Annotated in this window: 19 protein-coding genes; 7 read left to right on the forward strand and 12 right to left on the reverse strand. The window is 68.4% G+C overall.

Annotated elements, in window-relative coordinates:
• Nucleotides 1–8: 8 nt before the first annotated feature.
• Entirely contained in the window at nucleotides 9–587 is a 579-nt protein-coding gene (locus tag ACH46_RS03010; RefSeq protein ID WP_062391616.1) for a Dabb family protein, read from the reverse strand.
• Nucleotides 580–924 carry a hypothetical protein gene (locus ACH46_RS03015; RefSeq protein ID WP_062394908.1) on the reverse strand — a complete coding sequence of 115 codons (345 nt, stop codon included), beginning with the start codon at nucleotides 922–924 and terminating at the stop codon, nucleotides 580–582. The genes ACH46_RS03010 and ACH46_RS03015 overlap by 8 nt, the downstream gene beginning before the upstream one ends.
• Before the next feature lie 275 nt (nucleotides 925–1199).
• Between ACH46_RS03015 and ACH46_RS03020 the strand changes: the two genes are divergently transcribed.
• Nucleotides 1200–2108 (forward strand): SGNH/GDSL hydrolase family protein, encoded by a 909-nt coding sequence (locus tag ACH46_RS03020; RefSeq protein ID WP_062391617.1) that lies wholly within the window; start codon nucleotides 1200–1202, stop codon nucleotides 2106–2108.
• A gap of 184 nt (nucleotides 2109–2292) precedes the next feature.
• On the opposite strand, the gene ACH46_RS03025 is transcribed toward ACH46_RS03020, so the two are convergent.
• A complete protein-coding gene (locus ACH46_RS03025; RefSeq protein WP_062391618.1) occupies nucleotides 2293–3831 on the reverse strand; it encodes an acyltransferase in 1539 nt (512 codons plus the stop codon).
• Nucleotides 3832–4054: 223 nt separating this feature from the next.
• Between ACH46_RS03025 and ACH46_RS03030 the strand changes: the two genes are divergently transcribed.
• The 5 genes from ACH46_RS03030 to ACH46_RS03050 all read left to right on the forward strand — a co-directional run bounded on the left by ACH46_RS03030 (nucleotide 4055) and on the right by ACH46_RS03050 (nucleotide 8698).
• A complete protein-coding gene (locus ACH46_RS03030; RefSeq protein WP_062391619.1) occupies nucleotides 4055–5140 on the forward strand; it encodes an alpha/beta hydrolase in 1086 nt (361 codons plus the stop codon).
• Between the two features lie 52 nt (nucleotides 5141–5192).
• Nucleotides 5193–6212 carry a hypothetical protein gene (locus tag ACH46_RS03035; RefSeq protein WP_157850990.1) on the forward strand — a complete coding sequence of 340 codons (1020 nt, stop codon included), beginning with the start codon at nucleotides 5193–5195 and terminating at the stop codon, nucleotides 6210–6212.
• Between the two features lie 139 nt (nucleotides 6213–6351).
• On the forward strand, nucleotides 6352–7098 hold the full coding sequence (locus tag ACH46_RS03040; RefSeq protein ID WP_062394910.1) for a mycofactocin-coupled SDR family oxidoreductase: 747 nt from the start codon (nucleotides 6352–6354) through the stop codon (nucleotides 7096–7098).
• A gap of 5 nt (nucleotides 7099–7103) precedes the next feature.
• On the forward strand, nucleotides 7104–7967 hold the full coding sequence (locus tag ACH46_RS03045) for a mycofactocin-coupled SDR family oxidoreductase (RefSeq protein ID WP_062394912.1): 864 nt from the start codon (nucleotides 7104–7106) through the stop codon (nucleotides 7965–7967).
• On the forward strand, nucleotides 7964–8698 hold the full coding sequence (locus ACH46_RS03050; RefSeq protein ID WP_062391621.1) for an SDR family NAD(P)-dependent oxidoreductase: 735 nt from the start codon (nucleotides 7964–7966) through the stop codon (nucleotides 8696–8698). The genes ACH46_RS03045 and ACH46_RS03050 overlap by 4 nt, the downstream gene beginning before the upstream one ends.
• Before the next feature lie 155 nt (nucleotides 8699–8853).
• Here the strand turns inward: ACH46_RS03050 and ACH46_RS03055 are convergent, their stop codons facing one another.
• From ACH46_RS03055 to ACH46_RS03080, 6 genes are all read right to left on the reverse strand, one after another.
• A complete protein-coding gene (locus ACH46_RS03055) occupies nucleotides 8854–9720 on the reverse strand; it encodes an alpha/beta fold hydrolase (protein ID WP_062391622.1) in 867 nt (288 codons plus the stop codon).
• 81 nt (nucleotides 9721–9801) lie between these two features.
• Nucleotides 9802–10059: a hypothetical protein gene (locus tag ACH46_RS03060; protein WP_062391623.1), complete on the reverse strand. Its 258-nt coding sequence runs from the start codon at nucleotides 10057–10059 to the stop codon at nucleotides 9802–9804.
• 20 nt (nucleotides 10060–10079) lie between these two features.
• A complete protein-coding gene (locus ACH46_RS03065; RefSeq protein ID WP_120298687.1) occupies nucleotides 10080–10445 on the reverse strand; it encodes a nuclear transport factor 2 family protein in 366 nt (121 codons plus the stop codon).
• 35 nt (nucleotides 10446–10480) lie between these two features.
• Nucleotides 10481–10990: a VOC family protein gene (locus ACH46_RS03070; protein WP_062391624.1), complete on the reverse strand. Its 510-nt coding sequence runs from the start codon at nucleotides 10988–10990 to the stop codon at nucleotides 10481–10483.
• Nucleotides 10987–12666, reverse strand: coding sequence for an FAD-dependent oxidoreductase (locus ACH46_RS03075; RefSeq protein ID WP_062391625.1), 1680 nt, complete (start codon nucleotides 12664–12666; stop codon nucleotides 10987–10989). The genes ACH46_RS03070 and ACH46_RS03075 overlap by 4 nt, the downstream gene beginning before the upstream one ends.
• A 30-nt stretch (nucleotides 12667–12696) precedes the next feature.
• Nucleotides 12697–14253: an FAD-binding protein gene (locus tag ACH46_RS03080; RefSeq protein WP_062391626.1), complete on the reverse strand. Its 1557-nt coding sequence runs from the start codon at nucleotides 14251–14253 to the stop codon at nucleotides 12697–12699.
• A gap of 241 nt (nucleotides 14254–14494) precedes the next feature.
• On the opposite strand from ACH46_RS03080, the gene ACH46_RS03085 reads away from it, so the two are divergent.
• Nucleotides 14495–16132 (forward strand): flavin-containing monooxygenase, encoded by a 1638-nt coding sequence (locus tag ACH46_RS03085; protein WP_226995745.1) that lies wholly within the window; start codon nucleotides 14495–14497, stop codon nucleotides 16130–16132.
• Between the two features lie 159 nt (nucleotides 16133–16291).
• Here the strand turns inward: ACH46_RS03085 and ACH46_RS03090 are convergent, their stop codons facing one another.
• The 3 genes from ACH46_RS03090 to bphC form a co-directional block, all read right to left on the reverse strand.
• A complete protein-coding gene (locus tag ACH46_RS03090; protein ID WP_062391628.1) occupies nucleotides 16292–16804 on the reverse strand; it encodes a flavin reductase family protein in 513 nt (170 codons plus the stop codon).
• Between the two features lie 151 nt (nucleotides 16805–16955).
• Entirely contained in the window at nucleotides 16956–17765 is an 810-nt protein-coding gene (locus ACH46_RS03095; protein WP_082399356.1) for an IclR family transcriptional regulator, read from the reverse strand.
• A 216-nt stretch (nucleotides 17766–17981) separates the two neighbouring features.
• Nucleotides 17982–18887, reverse strand: coding sequence for a biphenyl-2,3-diol 1,2-dioxygenase (bphC, locus tag ACH46_RS03100; RefSeq protein ID WP_062391630.1), 906 nt, complete (start codon nucleotides 18885–18887; stop codon nucleotides 17982–17984).
• Nucleotides 18888–18916 lie beyond the last annotated feature (29 nt).

An 18916-nucleotide genomic window follows, 5' to 3' on the forward strand; every position in this document is an offset into this window, starting at 1 on the left:
TCGACGTCTCAGACGTCGAGCCGGTCGTCTGTCAGCAGACAGGCGACGTGGCACAGCCGTTCCAGCGTGATGTGCTCGGGGACCTCGGGATCGAACCAGCGATCCACCAGACCCCAGTGCACCGGATGGCGCATGTACTGGCCGCGCAGGCCCTCCGGATCGGAGAACACCTGCTCCCACACGTGTGTGAACGGAGTGGGACCGTGCGCGGATTCGACGCGGCTCAACCGCCACCAGAGGATCGACGGGAGGTGCTCGGGCATCGTCAGGGTGTCCCGCTCGAAGCGGGCGATCGCCGCGTCGTCGGCGTCATCGCGTACCCCGAGCAGCAGGGTGCGGTAGACGTTGCCCGGGCGCGGAGTGCGCCGCAGACCGGCCGTCCCGGGCCGGTAGCGGACCCACTCGTCGGCGGCCGACGCCTCTGGGAGCGCATGGGAGCGGGCGTGCACCAGGACGTCGCCGCCGTTGATGGCACCGGGCAGAACCGGTCCGACGATCGTCGGACCCGCGGTGGCCGAGCGCAGTGCGGCGACGGCATCGTCGGCGCGGGCGGTGGTCAGCAGACGCGTTTCGAGCAGCTCAGACATCGGCCAACGCCGCCAGATTCAGATCCCGTGCGGCCGACGTCCGGGACCGACTCTCGATCAGCGGGGCCACCTCCGACCACCATGCCGACGGATCCGGGTCGTGGCGGGCAGCGAGGGCGGCGGCCCACCAGGCGTCCACATCGGCGACGGCGAGAACCGCAGTGACGGTGTTGACGTCGTGGTCGAGCCACAGCGGCGGGCTGACCAGCACGGAGTCGAGGACCAGACCGCGCCGGGCGGCGGCGGGCACGTATTCGTTGCGGTAGCGCCGGACGAACTCGCGGCCCGCACCGGGCGCGGTGACGACCCGATCGACGATGTAGACGGCTTCGGACAAGTCGTGATCCTTCCGCATGGAACGTGGGCGATCACGTCGCCGCGGCCGGTCGGCGGCACGGGGATGTGATCTGTGGCCACTGTTCACCGCGCGACGGCAGTTCAGTGGGGGTGCGGCCGGTGGTCGGGCACGTGTCGTCGAACGTTCCGATGACCGGGAGGCGCAGGGCCGATCTGTCCGAACCGTGTCGTCGCATCGTGGGATTCCTTACATGACAGAGCGATTGCGGAACCGCATTAGGCGTTTGTTCAGGTGAGTGTGTGAAAATCTCCTCCATGCGTCCCTCCGCGAATCGTCCGGCAGCCATCGTCGCCGTCATCGTCGCGGTGGTCGTGACGGCAATGGTGGGAATCGTGCTCTCGACGACGCGCGGCGGACCCGCCGCCAGCACCGCGTCGATGGTGACGGCGTCGCCTGACGAAACCGCGGTGCCGACCTATGTGGCGATGGGCAGTTCGTTCGCGGCCGGCCCCGGTGAGGGGCCGATCGTCGACCACCGGTGCCTGCGGACCGGCGACAACTATCCGAGCCAAGTGGCGCGGCAGGTCGGACTGAAACTGGTCGACGTGACGTGCTCGGGATCCACGGCCGCCGAACTGGTGACGGGTCCCAAGAAACACCGCAAGCCCACGCGTCGACCGCAGGTGGAGGCTGTCGACCGGAACACGAAGCTGGTCACCATCACCACCGGCGGAAACGACATCGACTTCATCGGGCGGATCATGACCGAGGCCTGCGTCAACATGCGCGCGCTGGGACTCTCGCACTGCGGGTCGGGTCGGCTGATCCCGGTTCCGCCGAACCCCGCCGACTATGCGCGTCTGGAGCAGTCGCTGATCCGGGCCGTCGACACGATCAAGGCGCGCGGCCCGCAGGCGCGGATCGTCCTGGTGGACTACACGCCGGTCGTCGCGGTCAACGCGCCGCCGTGCGAACTGTTGCCGCTGGCACCGTGGCAGGTGGACCAGGAGACGCAGATCGCGCGTGAGATGTCGGCGATCAACCAGCGCGTCGCCGACCGCACCGGCGCCCTGCACGTGGTGACCACACAGTTGGCTCCACAGCACTCCGCGTGCGGTCCGCAGCCGTGGGTGCGCGGCTTCGGCAAGAAGATGGTGTTCCACCCGAATGCGGCGGGTAAGGCCGGCATCGCCGACCTGGTGGTCGCAGAACTGCGTCGCTGATCGCGTTCGCGCCTCGTCGCACCAGTTCTGTCTCCCGCACTCGGTCGCGACTGAGTGCGGGAGACACAAGTGGTGCTGCTGGTCGACGAGTGGTGCAACACGGCCTAGGGCCCCGCATTGATCGGTGAGATCGGTGCGGGGCCCTGGGCTCGCGTGTCGAAACCGGTCGGTTCCGGGCGGCGGTCTACGCCTTGACGGGCTTCGCGTCGTGAGCGGCGTTGCTCTGCTTGACGCCGACGACGACCGCCGAGAGCATCAGCAGGGCGCTGATTCCGAAGATCAGGAAGCCGAGCTGGGCGCCGTCGGGCACCTTCTCGTAGATCGCGAAGCCGACTGCACCGCCCAGGGCGGCGACGAAGGACGCCCGGCCCCAGCGCTGGATGCGCCAGTCGATGCGCTCGCGGCCGGTGGTGACCAGGCTGATGGGGCTGCGCCGCAGGACCTCCACCAGGAAGACCGTGACGGCGACGGTCACCAGGAAGGTGGTGATCAGGTTGAACCACAGCGGCACGGTGTCGAAGTGCCTGCGCGAGAGCGGCAGCACCGACGACAGGACGATCACGTGCGCCAGGTAGATGCCGAAGGAGCGATCCGCAGCCGTCTGCATCACGCGGTCGGCTCCCGACCCCGGTCGACGGTGCTCCTGCCAGATGGTGCCTGCGATGTACAGGATGATGATGATTCCGACGAACATGAAGGCGTTGTGCACCATGAACACGTTGGTGGCGCGGAACATCTCCTCGGCCTTGGGGCCCTTGTTGATGACCGGGATGATGACGTTGTTCACCTTGATCACGTAGTAGACCAGGGTGAGCACGATCGTGACCAGCGAGACGCCGATGAGCGGTGCACGGTAGCGGCGCATCAGGGCGCCGAAGGCGTCGAAGTGGTAGGCCGCGAGGCAGCCGAGCAGGATGAAGAACTGGTACGGGAACAGGGTGACGCCCAGGTAGCGCCAGATGAGACCGGGGAGGTCATTCGGGTCGTCGAAGAATCCGAGTGGCGGTCGGACCATGTGGTACAGCAGCCAGATGTGGAAGATTCCGCTCGCCGCCAGGATGTAGCGGTGGTAGCCCCAGGTCCGCTTGATGACCCACAGGACGGCCGGGAAGACCAGGTAGATCTGCATGCTCACCGACAGGAAGTACAGGTGGTAGGCGGCGTTGCCGGTCGCGAGGTCGTAGATCAGGCTCTTCAACGCCAACCGCTCGCTGGCGCCGTCGTGGAAGATGCCCCAGATCGCGTCGAGGCCGCCGCGCTGATAGTGGCGGTTGAGCCAGTAGAACAGCGACCACATCAGGAACGGCAGGCCGATCAGCTTGTATCGGCGTCGCCAGAAGGTCGGGGCGTGCAGTTCGCGGTTGCGGTACTGGTAGGTCAGCACGAAGCCGGTGAGCGCGAAGAAGCAGTAGCGCGTGTAGCGCAGCATGAGACCGACGCCCTCTGCGACGATCGCGGTGGCCGGTGCCAGACCCAGGATCACGTGGTCGAGGATGACGCCGCCGAAGGTGAACAGGCGGACGAAGTCGATCTGGTAGAGGTGCCCGCCGGACTTCTTCTTCGGTGCCGGAGCCGCAGGGGCTTCAGTCGAGGTCTCGGCTCCGTCTCCCGGCGTCTCCGCTGAGGGATCTGCGGGGGCAGCCTCTCCCGTCGTCGGTCGGGTGTCTTCGGCGTCGGTCACGCGTTCCGGCGCGTCCTCGACCTTCGCTTGGGTTTCTACCACCTGAGGGATCCCTGTCATGGTTCGTTCGGTTGCCACGACGGCATGCCGTCGCCTTGCAGAGGGTACTAGCCGACGCTGGGTAAACGCACTTTCCGGCCTCGAGAATTGCCGGGAAATGCCATAATGCGGCCTTCTTGTGTGGTTCTGATAACTGTCCGGCCGCAGAATTTCCTCGGGTTTCAGTCTTTCGCAGCCAGTGGTTACTATGTGACTGAAGTTGTTCATGGGGCGGAAGGGGTTTGCTGTGCGGAATGTCAGTTCGCGCGCCGCGGTGCTGGCGAGCGTGTTCGCCGTGGTGATCGCGGGTGCGGGAGTCGCGTCGGCGGAACCCGCGACGACCACACCGAGCACGACGGCGCCGGGAGCGAGCACGTCCACCGAGCCGACCACCGCGAAGCTGCCCGCGCGCATGGTGTCGTTGACCAAGGTCTCGCCGACCGAGTCGCTGGCCGAGGTGTACTCGGGCGCGATGGGCCGCACCATCCAGTTGAACGTCCTGCGCCCGACGGACAGCGATGCCCCTGCCCCGATCCTGTACCTCCTGAACGGTGCGGGCGGCGGCGAGGACGCGGCCACCTGGCGCGCCAAGACCGACTACAAGCGCTTCTTCGCCGACAAGCACGTCAACGTCGTCACTCCCGTCGGCGGAGCCTTCTCCTATTACACGGACTGGCAGAAGGACGACCCGGTGCTCGGTCGCAACAAGTGGCAGACCTTCCTCACCGAGGAGTTGCCCCCGTTGCTCGACACAGCACTGAACGCGACGGGCGCCAACGCCATCGCAGGCATCTCGATGTCGGGTACGTCGGTCTTCAACCTCGCGATCGCGGCACCGAAGCTGTACCGCTCGGTCGCCGCGTACAGCGGTTGCGCTCGCACCAGCGACCCGCTCGGCCAGGCCTACATCCGCACCGTGATCGGCGATCGCGGTCGCGGCGACGTCACCAACATGTGGGGACCGCTCGACGGTCCCGGCTGGCGGGACAACGACCCATACCTGCACGTCTCAGCGCTCAAAGGCGTCAAGGTCTACATGACCTCGGGCACCGGACTGCCCGGTCGCTACGACACCCTCGACTCCCGCCTGATCGACGGTGACCCGGCCGTCCTGATGGATCAGGTGCTCATGGGCGGAGTCATCGAGGCCGCGGTCCGCAGCTGCACCACGCAGATGGAGCAGGCGCTCAAGTCGGCGAAGGTCGACACCACAGTCATCAATCGTCCGCTCGGCACCCACTCGTGGGAGTACTGGCAGAAGGACCTGCACACCACGTGGCCGATGATCGCCAAGGATCTCGGCATCGGTTGATCTCCGAAGCGTCGGCCCGCCGATGTCGGAGGGCGACGCTATGGTTTCGACCATGATGCGACGACGTAGACTCCGCCTTCTGCTGGTCGGGGTGGCGGCTCTGCTCGGAATCGGGATTCTGGTCGGCTGCGGCGGCACGGACAGTACTGCCGGTGACGGCGGACCGGTGCTCACCGAGACGGTCACCGCTGACCCCACCGCATCGGGGCCGGCGACCTCCGCGGCACCGGACTGCTCGAAGGGCGTGCCCGATCTCAGCGGGCCGGTGACGCTCAGTTCGGCCGGCAACTTCTACCACGTCGGGAAGACGGTGCAGTCGGGCGGCGACTCCTGCTTCGGCTTCCGGATCTATGACGGCATGATCGGCGACCGCACGCAGGGTGCGGGCACCGGCGCGTCCGCGGTGCAGCTCCTCGTGGTCTTCGTCGACGGAAAGCCCGTCCTCGACCCCACGCCGTATCTCACCAAGGGCGTTCGCGCCGTCAAGTGGAGTGCCACGCAGATCGACGTGCAGTTCGACATGCGTGAGCGGGGCATCGATCCGGAGTCGTGGGTCGATGCGACCTACCGGCGTTCGGGTTCCACCGTGACCGCCGATCGCCCGGACTTCGGTTCGCGGATGTCCGTGACGTCGTTCCCCGGCTCGAACGCCGCACCGTCGACGCCCCCGTCCGCCGGGACGGTTCCGCTGGACCGGTTCCGGAAGGGCGAGCAGTTCGCGTTCCGGTCGCCGACCGGCGCGATCGTGTGCGTGTCGCGCGGCACGGCGTTCCGCTGTGAGACTCCGAACGCCGGACACCGGGTGCCGGCGACCGAGGTGTGCGGCTTCTACGCCGAGAAGTACGAGACCGCCGGCTCCAACGTCTTTATGTGGAAGGACGGCGCCGCGTGCGCCACCACGCTGCAAGGCATGTGGGCGACGGCCGACGGGATCCTGCAGTACGGCGAGAGCGTGACCGTTCCCGTCCCCGACGGGAACCTCACCTGCTCGTCGAGCGACACCGGGTTCCGGTGCGTCGACGTGAACGGTAGGGGCTTCTCTGTGTCGAGGGAGACCTTCGCGCGCCTGTAGGGCCGTCGCCCGGGCATCGGTGTTCCGGTGATCGGGAAGTGAGCGCGCCGACCTGGGCCGTCGACCTTAGATTCGGGCCGTGGACACAACTGTACGAATCGACGGAACGGTCGCGCTCGTCACCGGCGCGGCCAGCGGCATGGGCCGCGCTCACTGTCGGCGACTCGCGCAAGCGGGCGCCGACATCATCGCCTTCGACCTCGACGCGGCCGCCGACGGCCTCGCCGAGACCGCGGCGCTCGTGGAGGCGGAGGGACGACGGTGCGTGACCGCACTCGTCGACGTGACCTCGGTCGACGGTATGAAATCGGCGGTCGACGCCGCCGTCGCCGAGACCGGTCGGCTCGACACCGTGGTCGCCAACGCAGGCATCTACCCGGCCGCGGGGTTCTCGTGGGAGTTGACCGACGAGGAATGGCAGCGGCCCCTCGACATCAACGTGACCGGAGCGTGGAGCACCGTGCGTGCGGCGCTGCCGCACCTGACGTCCGGCGCGTCGATCGTCATCATCAGCTCCACCAACGGCATCAAGGGCGGCGCCCGCGTCGCCCACTACACCGCGGGCAAACACGCGGTGGTCGGACTGGCCCGCACCCTCGCCAACGAGGCGGGCCCGCGCGGCATCCGCGTCAACACCGTCCATCCCGGTTCGGTCGCGACGCCGATGATCCTGAACCCGCAGGTCTTCGCCAAACTGTGCCCCGGCATCGAGAACCCCACCGAGGAGGACGCGGCCCGGGTCCTCTCCACCCGCACCTTGCTGCCCGTCCCATGGGTGAAGCCCGAGGACGTCAGCAACGCCGTCCTCTTCCTCGCCTCCGACATGTCCCGCTATGTGACCGGCACCCAGATCGTGGTCGACGCCGGCCTCGTCCAGAAAGTGTGAACCCGATGACTGACACTCCCGCCACCGCAAGTACGGCGCGTCCCGGGCGCCTCTCCGGCAAGGTCGCGTTCGTCACCGGTGCCGCCCGCGGAATCGGGCGCGCGCAGGCCGTCCGCTTCGCCGAGGAGGGCGCCGACGTCATCGGCGTCGACCTCTGCGGCCCCGTCGAGACGGTCCGCATCGATCCGGCGACGCGCGAGGACCTCGACGAGACCGCCGCCGCCGTCCGCGCCGCGGCCGGTCGATTCTCCGCGCACGTCGCCGACGTCCGCGACGGGGAGGCCCTGCGCGCCGCCGTCGCCGCCGGCGTGGACGAGTTCGGCGGCCTCGACGTCGTCTGCGCCACCGCGGGCATCACCTCCCGCGGCATGGTCGGCGAACTGTCCGAGGATACCTGGAAGACCATGCTCGACGTCAACCTCACCGGCGTCTGGCAGACAACCAAGGCCGCGATCCCGCACCTGATCGAACGTGGCTCCGGCTCCATCGTGCTGGTCAGCTCCATCGCCGGACTCCGCGGCCTCTACGGCGTATCGCACTACGTGGCGGCCAAGCACGGCGTCGTCGGCCTGATGCGGTCGCTGGCGCAGGAGATGGCGCCCTACGGCATCCGCGTCAACACCGTGCACCCCACCAACGTCAACACGCCGATGATCCAGAACGACGTCGTCCGCGGCGGTTTCCGCCCCGACCTCGAAACTGTCACCCTCGAGCAGTTCGCCGAGTCGGCCAAGACGATGAACATGCTCGACATCCCGTGGGTGGAGCCCGTCGACATCGCCAACGCGTCGCTGTTCCTCGCGTCCGACGAGGCCCGCTACATCACCGCGATCACGCTTCCCGTCGACGCCGGTTCGACGCAGCGGTGACCGACGCGGGGACGGCGCGGCACGCGGTCGTGACCGGCGGAGCGAGCGGGATCGGCGACGCTGTCGTCGAACGGTTCGTCGACCGCGGTCTCGCCGTGACCGTGCTCGACCTCGCCGTGCCCGCGGCCCCTCGTGCCGGTGTCCGCTACCTCCCGCTGGACGTCACCGACGTCGACGCAGTGGAAGCGGCGATGGCGCCGGCCGCGGAGGGGCAACCGGTGCCGGACGTCCTGGTGACCAGTCACGGCATCCGCGGGGAGTTCGTGCCGGCGCTTGAGATGGACCCGGAACGCTTCCGCCGCGTCTTCGACGTCCACGTCACGGGGACGTTCCTCGTCGCACGAGCCTTCGCGCGTCCGCTCCTGGAAGCCGGTGCGTCCGGCTCCATTGTCACGATCTCGTCGACGACGGCCTACCGAGGGTGGACGAATCAGGCAGACTACGGCTCGGCGAAGGCCGCGGTGGGACAGCTGACGCAGAATCTGGCCGTCGAGTGGGCACCGCTCATCCGCGTCAACGGCGTCGCACCCGGGCACACCCTCACGCCGATGGTGCAGGAGATGATCGATCAGGGTTACGACGTCTCGGCGACCGAACAGCGGACGCCACTGGGACGTCTGTGTCGTCCCGACGAGATGGCGCGCTCCATCGAGCACCTCGCTCTCGACGCGAGTTTCGTGACCGGCGTGACGCTCCCCGTCGACGGCGGCTGGACGGCCGTCGGGAAGTGACGACTGAGGTCCCGCAGACGCGGGAAACCGCATCCGCGTGACTCCCCGACATCCGTGTGCCTCCTGGGTCCGCGGATACCGCTGAACCACGCGGATGCCCCCAACGACGACGGAGCCCGGGCTGGTGACCCAGCCCGGGCTCCGTCGTCTGTCCGTCAGGCCTCGAGCAGGAATCCCATCACCGAGCGCTCGAAGGCGGCCTTGGCCTCGATCATCGCCCAGTGACCGCAGTTCGGGAACACGTGGAGTTCGGCGTTCGGGATGGTCCGCATCGGCACGAGGGCCATGTCGAGCGGGCTGACGCGGTCGTCGCGGCCCCAGGTGAGCAGGGTCTTGGCGGTGACCTTGTGCATCATCGCCCACTGCGGCGGGGTGTCGGACGCGTTCATCATCTTGATCATCGCGGCGAAGGTCTCGCGGCCGTACATGCGGCGAGCGCTCTCCAGTGCGCCCGGATCGGTCGCGAGGGCCCAGCGCTCCTCGATCAGCTCCTCGGTGACGGTCGCGGGATCCCACACCATCGAGTGCAGCCAGCGGAGCAGGGCGTCGCGGGTGGGGTTCTCGGTGAAGTCCTGCAGCAGCTTGATGCCCTCGCCGGGGCCGGGGCTGAAGATGTTGCGGCCGATGCCGCCGACGGTGACCAGACGGCGGATCCGGCCGGGGTGGGCCAGGTCGTAGCCGATGCCGACGCCGCCGCCCATGGAGTTGCCGACCACGTCGAAGGTCTCGAGGCCGAGCTGGTCGACGAAGACCTCCAGCGCGCTCAGTGCGGTGACCATCGGGTGGCCGCCCCAGTCGTCGCTGATGCCGAAACCGGGGAACTCCAGGATCAGGCAGCGGAAGTGCTCGCCGAACAGGCCGATGTTGCTGCGGAAGTTGCGCCAGCCGGAGACACCGGGACCCGATCCGTGCAGCAGGACCAGGGGCGGACCGTCGCCGAACTCGTGATAGCGCAGGACCCCCTGGTCGGTGGACAACTCGCGCAGGGTCTCGTCGTAGTCGGGGATGACCGAGGCGGTCATGGATATCTCCTTCGAAGTGGTGGAAAGCAGAACGCCGGCCGTGCAGTCGTGAGACCTCAGGCCGGCGATCTTCAGAGGTGACTAACCGATCCGGCCGGGGACCGGCTCTTCGCGGTGGGTGTCGGTCGGGACGTGGCCCATACGGACCTGCGCCTCGATCGAGTCGCGCAGCGCCAGGCAGTGCGGGACGTGGTTGATGTCCTCGCCGAGCTTGGCGCGTTCGGCGAACTCGGGGCAGGACGCGATCGAGTCCTGCGTCCACTGCACGCTGGTGTGCACCGGGCTGAACTTCTCGACCAGGACCTTGTTGCTGCAGCTGGCGCAGGTGACTTCGTACATCTGCTCGTTCCTTTCGCCGCTCAGGCGGCGGTCATGTCCTCGGGCGCCCAGAACGCGCGCATCGAGGTGATCTGACCGGCGTCGTTGAAGGTCATGACGTCGATCGGTTCGATCGTGTAGGTGGCGTCGCCGGCCTTGGTGACGACCCGGAACAGGAAGGCGGCCTCCAGGCCGGCCACGCGGGCGGTCAGCAGTTCGGTGCTGATCTCGCCCTGCAGGCCGCCGTAGAAGGCCTCGATCGCGGCGCGACCGCGGTGCGGCTCCGAGCCCACCGGGTCCTCGAGGGTGGCGTCGTCGGCGTAGAGCGCCGCGACCTTCGAGGCCTCGCCGGAGGCGACGGCCGCCAGGTACTGGCCGATCGCGGCCTTGATGTCGGGTGCTGCCATGGTGATTCTCCTTGCTTGGTGGTGTGGGTGGCCGGTCAGCCGAACTCGCGGACGGGGTCGGTCCCGTCCCAGTCCCGGGCGGCCGCGATGCCTGCGTCGAGCATCTCGCGCATGCCGTGGCCCTGGATGTACTCGAACACGAGACCGGGCTGATCCGGCGATTCCAGGTAGGCCACCTGGGTCGCCTCGTTGCCCGCCCGGAAGAGGACCTGCAGCCCGCGGGCCGTGGCCGCGGCGACGTCGGCGTCGAGGTCGTCCCTGAGCCACGCGACGTGATGCGGACCGAGTTTGGGCGTGCCGTCGTCGAACGCGTACGGCGACGGGGTGGACGACGTGATCGCCATCAGCTCCACCGGGAGGGAGCCGGTGTAGCCCATGGCGACGTCGAAGGTCACCGAGGTGTCCTCGCCGCGATACTGCCCGTCGAGGGTGACACCGCGGAACACGGTCCACGGACCGATGCCGGTGTGCTCGATCCAGTGTGCGATCGCGGCGTCGAGGTCGGAGACCACGTAGCCGTTCTGGACGATCTGCCCGCCGGTCATACGGTCTCTGCGACCTTCACGTCGGCGGCGTGGTTCGCGGCCACATAGCCGAAGGTCATCGCGGGGCCGATGGTGGCGCCCGGGCCGGCATAGTCGTTGCCCATCACGGCGGCGGAGGTGTTGCCGACCGCGTACAGGCCGCCGATCACCGAACCGTCTCCCCGCAGCACCTGGGCGTTCTCGTTGTAGACCAGGCCGCCCTTGGTGCCGAGGTCGCCGACGACCATCTTCAGACCGTAGAACGGTCCCTGATCGATGGAGTCGAGGACCGGGTTGGGGAGCGTCGGATCGCCGTAGTAACGGTCGTAGGCGCTCTCGCCGCGCTGGAAGTCGTCGTCGCGACCGGACGGGACCATCCGGTTGTAGCGGTCGACGGTGGCGCGGAACTGCTCGACCGGGACGCCGATCTTGCCTGCGAGCTCCTCGATGGTGTCGGCCACCACGAGCAGGCCGCTGGAGTACCACTTCTCCGGGAACTTCTGGCCGGGCATGATGCCGCCGACCGGGTACCGCTTCTTGGCGAGGGCGTCGAACACGAACCACGCCGGACCGTGATGGCCTGCCAGCTGCTCGTGCGTGAAGGTGACGTACGGGGCGGCCTCGTTGGTGAACCGCTTGCCGTGCTGGTCGACGATGATCGCGCGCGGCACCGACCGCTCGGCGACCATGGTCTGGTTGGTGCCGCGCGGCGTGTGGATGGACGGCATCCACCAGGCGTCGTCCATCAGCGAGACGGCGGCGCCGACGGCCTCGCCCGCGCGGATGCCGTCACCGGTGTTGCTCTCGGCGCCCGCGCTGAAGTTCTCGTGGGAACCCTCGGGCAGGTACTGCTTGCGCATCTCGTCGTTGAACTCGAAGCCGCCGCTGGCCAGGACCACGCCGCGGGTCGCACGGATCCGCCGGGTCTTGCCGCCGCGCGTCACCTCGACGCCGATCACGGCGCCGGACTCGTCGGTGATCAGCGACTGCATCGGCGACGACAGCCACAGCCGGACGTCGGTGTCCTGCAGCGCCAGGCGCAGCCGGATGATCAGCGCCTGGCCGAGGCTGGCCATGTCGCGCTTCAGGACGACGGCCTTGACGGCCTTGAAGCCGGTGGCCAGCGCGGCGCGCTTGGCCTTCCAGGTCCGCGCGATCATGTTGAGCGCGACGAAGTCCTTCTGCGTGATGTACAGGCCGGGCGGAGTCGGAATGGCGTCCGGGCGCAGCTGCGCCTCGTCGACGCCGAGGGCGTGACGGTCGACCGGCACGGGCTCGATGGACCGACCGCGCGGATGCCCGCCGGGGTTCTCCGGGTGGTAGTCGGCGTAGCCGGTGCACCACGACCACCGGATGTGCGGGCTGCGGTCCAGGAAGTCGAGCATCTTGGGGCCCTGCTCGATGAAGGCGTCGAGGTTGGCCGACGGCACCTGGTCGCCGACGATCGAGTCGAGGTACCGGCGGACGTCGGCGGGGTCGTCGACGATGCCGAGCTTGCGCAGCGTCGGGTTGTTCGGGACCCACACGCCGCCGCCGGAGAGAGCGGTGTTGCCGCCGTAGACGTCGGCCTTCTCGACGATCAGCGTCTTGAGCTTGCGGTCTGCGGCGGTCAGCGCGGCGGTCATGCCGCCGGCGCCGCTGCCGACGACGACGAGGTCGTACTCCTCGTCCCACTGTGCGTTCTGGGTATCGCTCACTGTCGTGTCCTTATCGAAGTCGGTGGTCGCTCAGCCGCGCGCGAGGATGTCGCGGACGGCGAGGTGGCTGAACAGCATCGAGGTGCCGATGGGGTTGCCGCCGCCGGGGTAGACGGTGCCGCTGGGTGCGGCCATGGTGTTGCCCGCGGCGTAGAGGCCGGTGATGACCGAGCCGTCGGGGCGCAGCACGTTGCCCGCGTTGTTGGTCTTCAGACCGCCCTTGGTGCCGAGGTCGGAGACGCCGAACGCGGCCGCGTGGAACGGTCCCTGGTCGAGGGACACCAGCGGCGGCTCACCGTTCGAGAAGGCGCGGTCGTAGGCCTCGTCGCCGCGACCGAAGTCGGGGTCGACGCCGGTCGGGACCTGCTCGTTGAACCGTGCGACGGTCGCAGCGAGGGCGTCGGCGGGGACGCCGATCTTCTCGGCGAGCTCCTCGACGGTGTCGGCGGTGTGCCACAGCCCGGCCTCGCGGTACTCCTCGGTGGGGAAGAACTCGAGGTTCGCGGCCTTGATCGGCGGGACCTCGCCCTCCTTGTCGTCGTAGATCATCCAGAACGGGAGGGTGACGTCGCCCTTGGCGATCTGATCGAGGACGTCGCGGCCCAGGCGGTCGTAGGGGGCTGACTCGTTGACGAAGCGCTTGCCGTCCTGGTTGACGAAGATGCCGCCGGTGAACCAGAGGGCGAACGCGCTGCGGCCGTCCGGGTGGGTGAGACCCGGCGACCACCAGGCCTGATCCATGAGATCGATGTCGGCGCCGGCGGCGATGCCCGCCTTGTGCGCCAGGCCCTGGTTGGTCGGCGGACCCATGGTGTCGCGGGCGACGCCTGGCACGCCGTACTCGGTGCGCATGGCGTCGTTGCCCTCGAAGCCACCCGCGGCCAGCAGGACGCCGCGACGTGCGCGGATCGCCTGGCGCTCACCGTTGACTTCGATGATCACTCCGGTCACGGCGCCGTCTTCGACGACCAGATCGACCACAGGCGAGTTCAGTTGGACGGTCGCGTTGTCGAAGGTCGCGATGGCCTTGAGGAAGCGGGCGACGAGGGCGCGACCGCCGATGTACAGGTCGTTCGGGGTCTCGGAGCCGTGACGGTCGACGTCCAGCGGTCCGCGCACGACGTCCTTGTACTCGGGGGCGTCGGAGACCTGCAGCGGGTTCGGCATGGTGTGCCGCATGCCGTCGAGCTTGGCCTTCGGTGCCTTGCCGAAGTAGTCGGGCCACGGCAGCGGCACGAACTCGAGGTGCTCGTCCTGCTCCAGGTACTCGATCAGCGGGGCGCCGCCGCGGACGTAGGTCTCCTGCAGGTCGGCCGGGGTGCGGTCGCCGACCACCGAGCGGTAGTAGGTGAGGGCGTCTTCGATGGTGTCGTCGGCGCCCGCGCGCAGCAGGACCGGGTTGCACGGGAACCACATGCCGCCGCCGCCCGAGTATGCGGTAGTGCCGCCGAACTTGTCGGAGGCCTCGACCATCAGGACCGACAGGCCTTCACGCGCGGCGGTGTACGTGCCCGTGACGCCGCCTGCGCCTGATCCGGCGACGACGACGTCGTATTCCTGAGTCCATTCGGGGGTCTGCTCGGGCATCGAATTTTGCTCCATCCGGGCCGTCCGTGCCAGTGCACTCGGGGCCCTTGGGTCGTAGGGAGGACGTGTCGACCGTATGGGGTGAGGCGTGCGTCACGCAGAGTGATTCCCGCTCATCGGGACGTGCCGGTCAGCGGGAACAGCCCTGGCAGACGGGGGTGCGCGGCCCCTAGCGTTAATGCTCGAATCAGGAAACTGTCGTCCGCCCTCGAGTCGGTTGGCAGCAGGAGAAAGGCACATCGTGACCGAACAAGTGACGACTCCCGTCGCAGAACCCACCGGCTCGACGCCCCTCGACGCAGTGGTCGTCGGCGCGGGCTTCGCCGGCATCTACTCCCTCTACCGTCTCCGCAAGGACGGTCTGTCGGTGCGGGTCTTCGAGGCCGCGGCCGGCGTCGGCGGCGTCTGGTACTGGAACCGATACCCGGGCGCCCGCTGCGACGTCGAGAGCGTCGACTACTCGTACTCCTTCGACGAGGACCTCCAGCAGGAGTGGAACTGGAAGGAGAAGTACGCGACGCAGCCGGAGATCCTCGCGTACATGGAGCACGTGGTGGAGCGCTTCGACCTTGCGAAGGACATCACTCTCAACACCCGCGTCACCGACATCGTCTTCGACGAGGACGCGCAGTTGTGGGCGGTCACCACCGACACCGGCGAGTCCGTCCGTGCCCGCTTCGTGGTGCTCGGCCTGGGCCCCCTCTCGAACTCCAACATCCCGAACATCCCCGGGATCCACGACTTCGCCGGACCGATGCTGCACACGGGTCAGTGGCCGCATGAGCCGGTCGACTTCACCGGTCAGCGCGTCGGCGTCATCGGCACCGGTTCCTCCGGCATACAGTCGATCCCGGAGATCGCCAAGCAGGCCGCCAAGCTGACCGTCTTCCAGCGGACCCCGAACTTCTCGGTCCCCGCGGGCAATCGGCCGCTCACCGACGAGGACCGCGCCGCGCAGAAGGCCGACTACGCCGAGCGCCGGCGGCTCTCCCGCCTGAGCGGCGGCGGTTCGCCTCACGAGACGCATCTCAAGAGCGCGCTGGAGGTCTCCGACGAGGAGCGTCGCGCCGTCTACGAGGAGTGGTGGCGCAAGGGCGGCGTGCTGTTCAGCAAGGCCTTCCCCGATCAGTTCACCAGCATCGAGGCCAACGACACCGCCCGGGACTTCTGGGTCGAGAAGGTGCGCGCCAAGGTCGACGACCCGAAGATCGCCGAGCTGCTCATCCCCACCAGCCATCCGATCGGCACCAAGCGGATCTGCACCGACTCCGGCTACTTCGAGACCTTCAACCGCGACAACGTGGAACTGGTGAACCTGCGGGAGTCGCCGATCGAGCGGATCGACGCCACCGGGGTCGTCACCGCCGACGGCCGCCACCACGACCTCGACGCGCTGGTCCTGGCAACCGGCTACGACGCGATGACCGGCTCGGTGAAGAAGATCAACATCGTCGGGCGCGGCGGCAAGACCCTCAACGAGGAGTGGTCGGGGGGCGCCCGCACCTACCTCGGCCTCGGCATCGAGGGCTTCCCGAACCTGTTCAACCTCACCGGCCCCGGCAGCCCGTCGGTCCTGGCGAACATGGTCCTGCACTCCGAGCTGCACGTCGACTGGGTCGCCACTGCCATCGCCGACCTCGCCGACCGCGGCGCCGTCCTCATGGAGCCGACGCACGACGCCGTCGAGGGCTGGGTGGAGGAGTGCCGCAAGCGCGCCGAGGGCTCGTTGATGGTGAAGGCCGACTCCTGGTACCTCGGTGCCAACATCCCCGGCCGGCCGCGCGTCTTCATGCCCTTCGTCGGTGGCTTCGGCGTCTACGGCGAGATCATCAACAAGGTGGCCGCGGACGGCTATCCGGGGTTCGCGTTCTCGGAGTGACGTCGCGCTGATTCATCGAGGCGGGCCGGGTCGTGATGACCCGGCCCGTTTCGTGTGTGTGGAGCTGACCGGCGCGGTCGGCTCCTCCAGGGAACGACGGAGAACCGAATAGGGCGGGCTGGGTCGTGATGACCCAACCCGCCTCTCTGCGGCTTCGCGCTAGCTGAAGTTGCCGAACCCGCCGCGGTAGAAGAGCAGGGGACCGTTGTCGATCGAGTGGATCGCGAGGTCGGTGACGCGGCAGACGACGATCGTGTGGTCGCCGGCGTCGTGCTCGGCCTCGACGGTGGCCTCCACGTGGGCAAGGGCCTCGTGGATGAACGGGGCGCCGTTGCCCGCGGGGCTGTGGGCCACGCCGGCGAACTTGTCGGTGCCCGACTTTGAGAACTGGCGGCACAGCGGGCCCTGGGGGCCGGCCAGGACGTTGATGCACACGGTGCCGCTGTTGCGCAGACGCGGCCAGCTGGACGACGTCTTGGCCGGGCAGAACGCGATCAGCGGGGGATCGAGTGACACCGAGACGACGGACTGGCAGGTGAGCCCGACGGGCTCGTCGCCGTCGTTGGCGGTGATGATGGCGACGCCGGTCGCGAAATGGCCCATCACTTCGCGCAGGTCGGAGGATGAGATCACGGCTTGCTCCTGGACGGGATGGGGGAGGGTGCTCTGCATGGGGTGCCTCGGTATCAGAACTCCGGTCCGTGCCGGAGGATGTTCGTGGACTTGGTTTCGTGGACTGTGTTCTCGATGGTCTGCGCGGGCGGCGGCAGGAACAAGACTTTCTCCCACCGAGCGGTTAACTCGCGCGGATGCCGGGGAGTGCTCAGCCGGCGACGGGAAGGTGCTGGCGGGCCACCATCGGGCGACGCTGCTGCAGGGTCGGCGTGATGCGGAGATCGGGTCCGCCGGCGTTGCGCCAGGTGCCGAGCGCGGCCATGCGGAGCGGGGCGGCCAGTCGGTTGTCGAACTTGAGCTGGTCGACGGGGCCGCAGATGGAGACGGCGGCGACGGCCCTGCCGGGCTCGCCGATCGGGGCGGCGATGCAGCCGAAGCGCGGGACGGCCTCTTCGCGCTCGATGGCGATGCCGCGGTCGCGGACCGACTCGAGCTCCTTCGTGAGCTGCGTGCTGGAGGCGATCGAGAAGCGGGTCTTGCGCTCCAGCTCGTGGGCGTCGGACGACTCCGGTTCCTGCTCCGTGTGGGCCAGCAGGACCTTGCCGATGGCGGTGCAGTGGGCGGGCTGCTTGCCGCCGACGCGGGTGGGGAGGGCCTTGCCGAGGTTCTCGCCGACCTTCTCCAGGTAGACGACGTCGTTGCCCTGCAGAACCCCGAGGTGGACCACGAAGCCGGTCATCCGATGCAGCTCGTGCAGGAACGGGACGGCCGAGGCGTGGAGGCGGTCCTGGTGGATGGCGAGCGAGCCGAGCTCCACGAGGCGCATGCCGAGCTCGTACTCGCGGCCTTCACGGCGGAGCCAGCGGAGGGCGACGAGGCGCTCCAGCATGCGGTGCGCCGACGAGCGGGGGAGACCGGTGCGGCGGACGATCTCCGCGAGGGTCTGGCGGGCGTGGCCGTCGAAGGCGTCCAGAACGAGGGTGAGGCGGTCGAGAACTGCGCTCGGGGTTTCAGTCATGGTCTTTCGCTCCTGTTGCATCGGGCTGAATGCGTGAAAGAGGGGGAGTCTGGCCAGTAAAACGTCTGTGACCACGCTCTTTCTATTAGGTATATAGGACTGTATCCCGTGATGAGAGGTATGTCACGCGAAACTTTGAAAGTGGCTCGTGACATGCGAGAACGCCGCGTTCCACAGATGTGGAACGCGGCGTTCTTCAGGTGTCGAGACGGCCGATCACATGGCGGCGAGCGGCTCGCTGCCGGACCAGTCGTGGCCCCAATAGCTGTCGGCGGTGATCTCCTCGGCCGTGTAGCCGGCCTCGTCGACCCGCATGCCCTCGCAGCCGAACTCGATGTCCCAGCCGCCCGGTGCGCGGACGTAGAACGAGATCATCTTGTCGTTGGTGTGCCGACCGAGGGTCGACGACACCGAGAAGCCGTCCTTCATGACGCGGTCGAGCGCCTGGCCGACGGCGTCGAGGGTCTCGACCTCCACCATGATGTGGATGAGGCCGGGGGCGCCGCCGTGCGGGGCGGGGCACAGCGCGAGGCTGTGATGGCGCTCGTTGACGCCCATGAAGCGGATGCGGACCGGACCGAACTCCGGCGGGGCCGGGATGCGCATGGCGCCGCGGGGCAGGAAGCCGAGGACCTTCTCGTAGAACTCCACCGAGCCGTTCAGATCCATGACGGGCAGCACCACGTGGCCGAGGCCCTGGTCGCCGGTGACGAAGGTGGCGCCGAACGGCGTCACGATGGGGCTGTGGTCCAGGACGGGGCCGTGGAAGATCTCGATGGTGGCGCCTGCGGGATCGGTGAAGGTGAAGCCCGCCTCGATGCGTCGTGCGTCGGCCTCGTCGTTCGTCAGGTCGGTGACCGCCACGCCGGCACTGGACACGGCCTCGCGGACGCGGGCCAGAGCCGAGCCGTCGCGCACCTCCCAGCCGATGGTCACGATCTCGTCGGTCTCGCCCTCGACGATGGTGATGCGGGCGGCCCGCTCGTCCATCCGCAGGTAGAGCGCGTTCTCGTCCGGGCCCGAGCCCTCGGCGAAGCCGAGCACGTCGAAGGCGAAGGTGCGCCAGCGCGGAAGGTCGTTGGTCTGGATCTTGACGTAGCCAAGTCCCTTGATGTCGGTCATCTCAATCGGTCTTTCTCGTGTTCGGGAGG

Source organism: Gordonia phthalatica (assembly GCF_001305675.1).
GTDB lineage: Bacteria > Actinomycetota > Actinomycetes > Mycobacteriales > Mycobacteriaceae > Gordonia > Gordonia phthalatica.

Excerpts from the sequence above, each read along its gene's own strand:
- ACH46_RS03010 (WP_062391616.1), bottom strand. The coding sequence starts at position 587 with ATGTCTGAGCTGCTCGAAACGCGTCTGCTGACCACCGCCCGCGCCGAC.
- ACH46_RS03020 (WP_062391617.1), top strand. The coding sequence starts at position 1,200 with ATGCGTCCCTCCGCGAATCGTCCGGCAGCCATCGTCGCCGTCATCGTC.
- ACH46_RS03030 (WP_062391619.1), top strand. The coding sequence starts at position 4,055 with ATGGGGCGGAAGGGGTTTGCTGTGCGGAATGTCAGTTCGCGCGCCGCG.
- ACH46_RS03035 (WP_157850990.1), top strand. The coding sequence starts at position 5,193 with ATGATGCGACGACGTAGACTCCGCCTTCTGCTGGTCGGGGTGGCGGCT.
- ACH46_RS03040 (WP_062394910.1), top strand. The coding sequence starts at position 6,352 with ATGGGCCGCGCTCACTGTCGGCGACTCGCGCAAGCGGGCGCCGACATC.
- ACH46_RS03045 (WP_062394912.1), top strand. The coding sequence starts at position 7,104 with ATGACTGACACTCCCGCCACCGCAAGTACGGCGCGTCCCGGGCGCCTC.
- ACH46_RS03055 (WP_062391622.1), bottom strand. The coding sequence starts at position 9,720 with ATGACCGCCTCGGTCATCCCCGACTACGACGAGACCCTGCGCGAGTTG.
- ACH46_RS03060 (WP_062391623.1), bottom strand. The coding sequence starts at position 10,059 with ATGTACGAAGTCACCTGCGCCAGCTGCAGCAACAAGGTCCTGGTCGAG.
- ACH46_RS03065 (WP_120298687.1), bottom strand. The coding sequence starts at position 10,445 with ATGGCAGCACCCGACATCAAGGCCGCGATCGGCCAGTACCTGGCGGCC.
- ACH46_RS03070 (WP_062391624.1), bottom strand. The coding sequence starts at position 10,990 with ATGACCGGCGGGCAGATCGTCCAGAACGGCTACGTGGTCTCCGACCTC.
- ACH46_RS03080 (WP_062391626.1), bottom strand. The coding sequence starts at position 14,253 with ATGCCCGAGCAGACCCCCGAATGGACTCAGGAATACGACGTCGTCGTC.
- ACH46_RS03090 (WP_062391628.1), bottom strand. The coding sequence starts at position 16,804 with ATGCAGAGCACCCTCCCCCATCCCGTCCAGGAGCAAGCCGTGATCTCA.
- ACH46_RS03095 (WP_082399356.1), bottom strand. The coding sequence starts at position 17,765 with ATGACTGAAACCCCGAGCGCAGTTCTCGACCGCCTCACCCTCGTTCTG.
- bphC (WP_062391630.1), bottom strand. The coding sequence starts at position 18,887 with ATGACCGACATCAAGGGACTTGGCTACGTCAAGATCCAGACCAACGAC.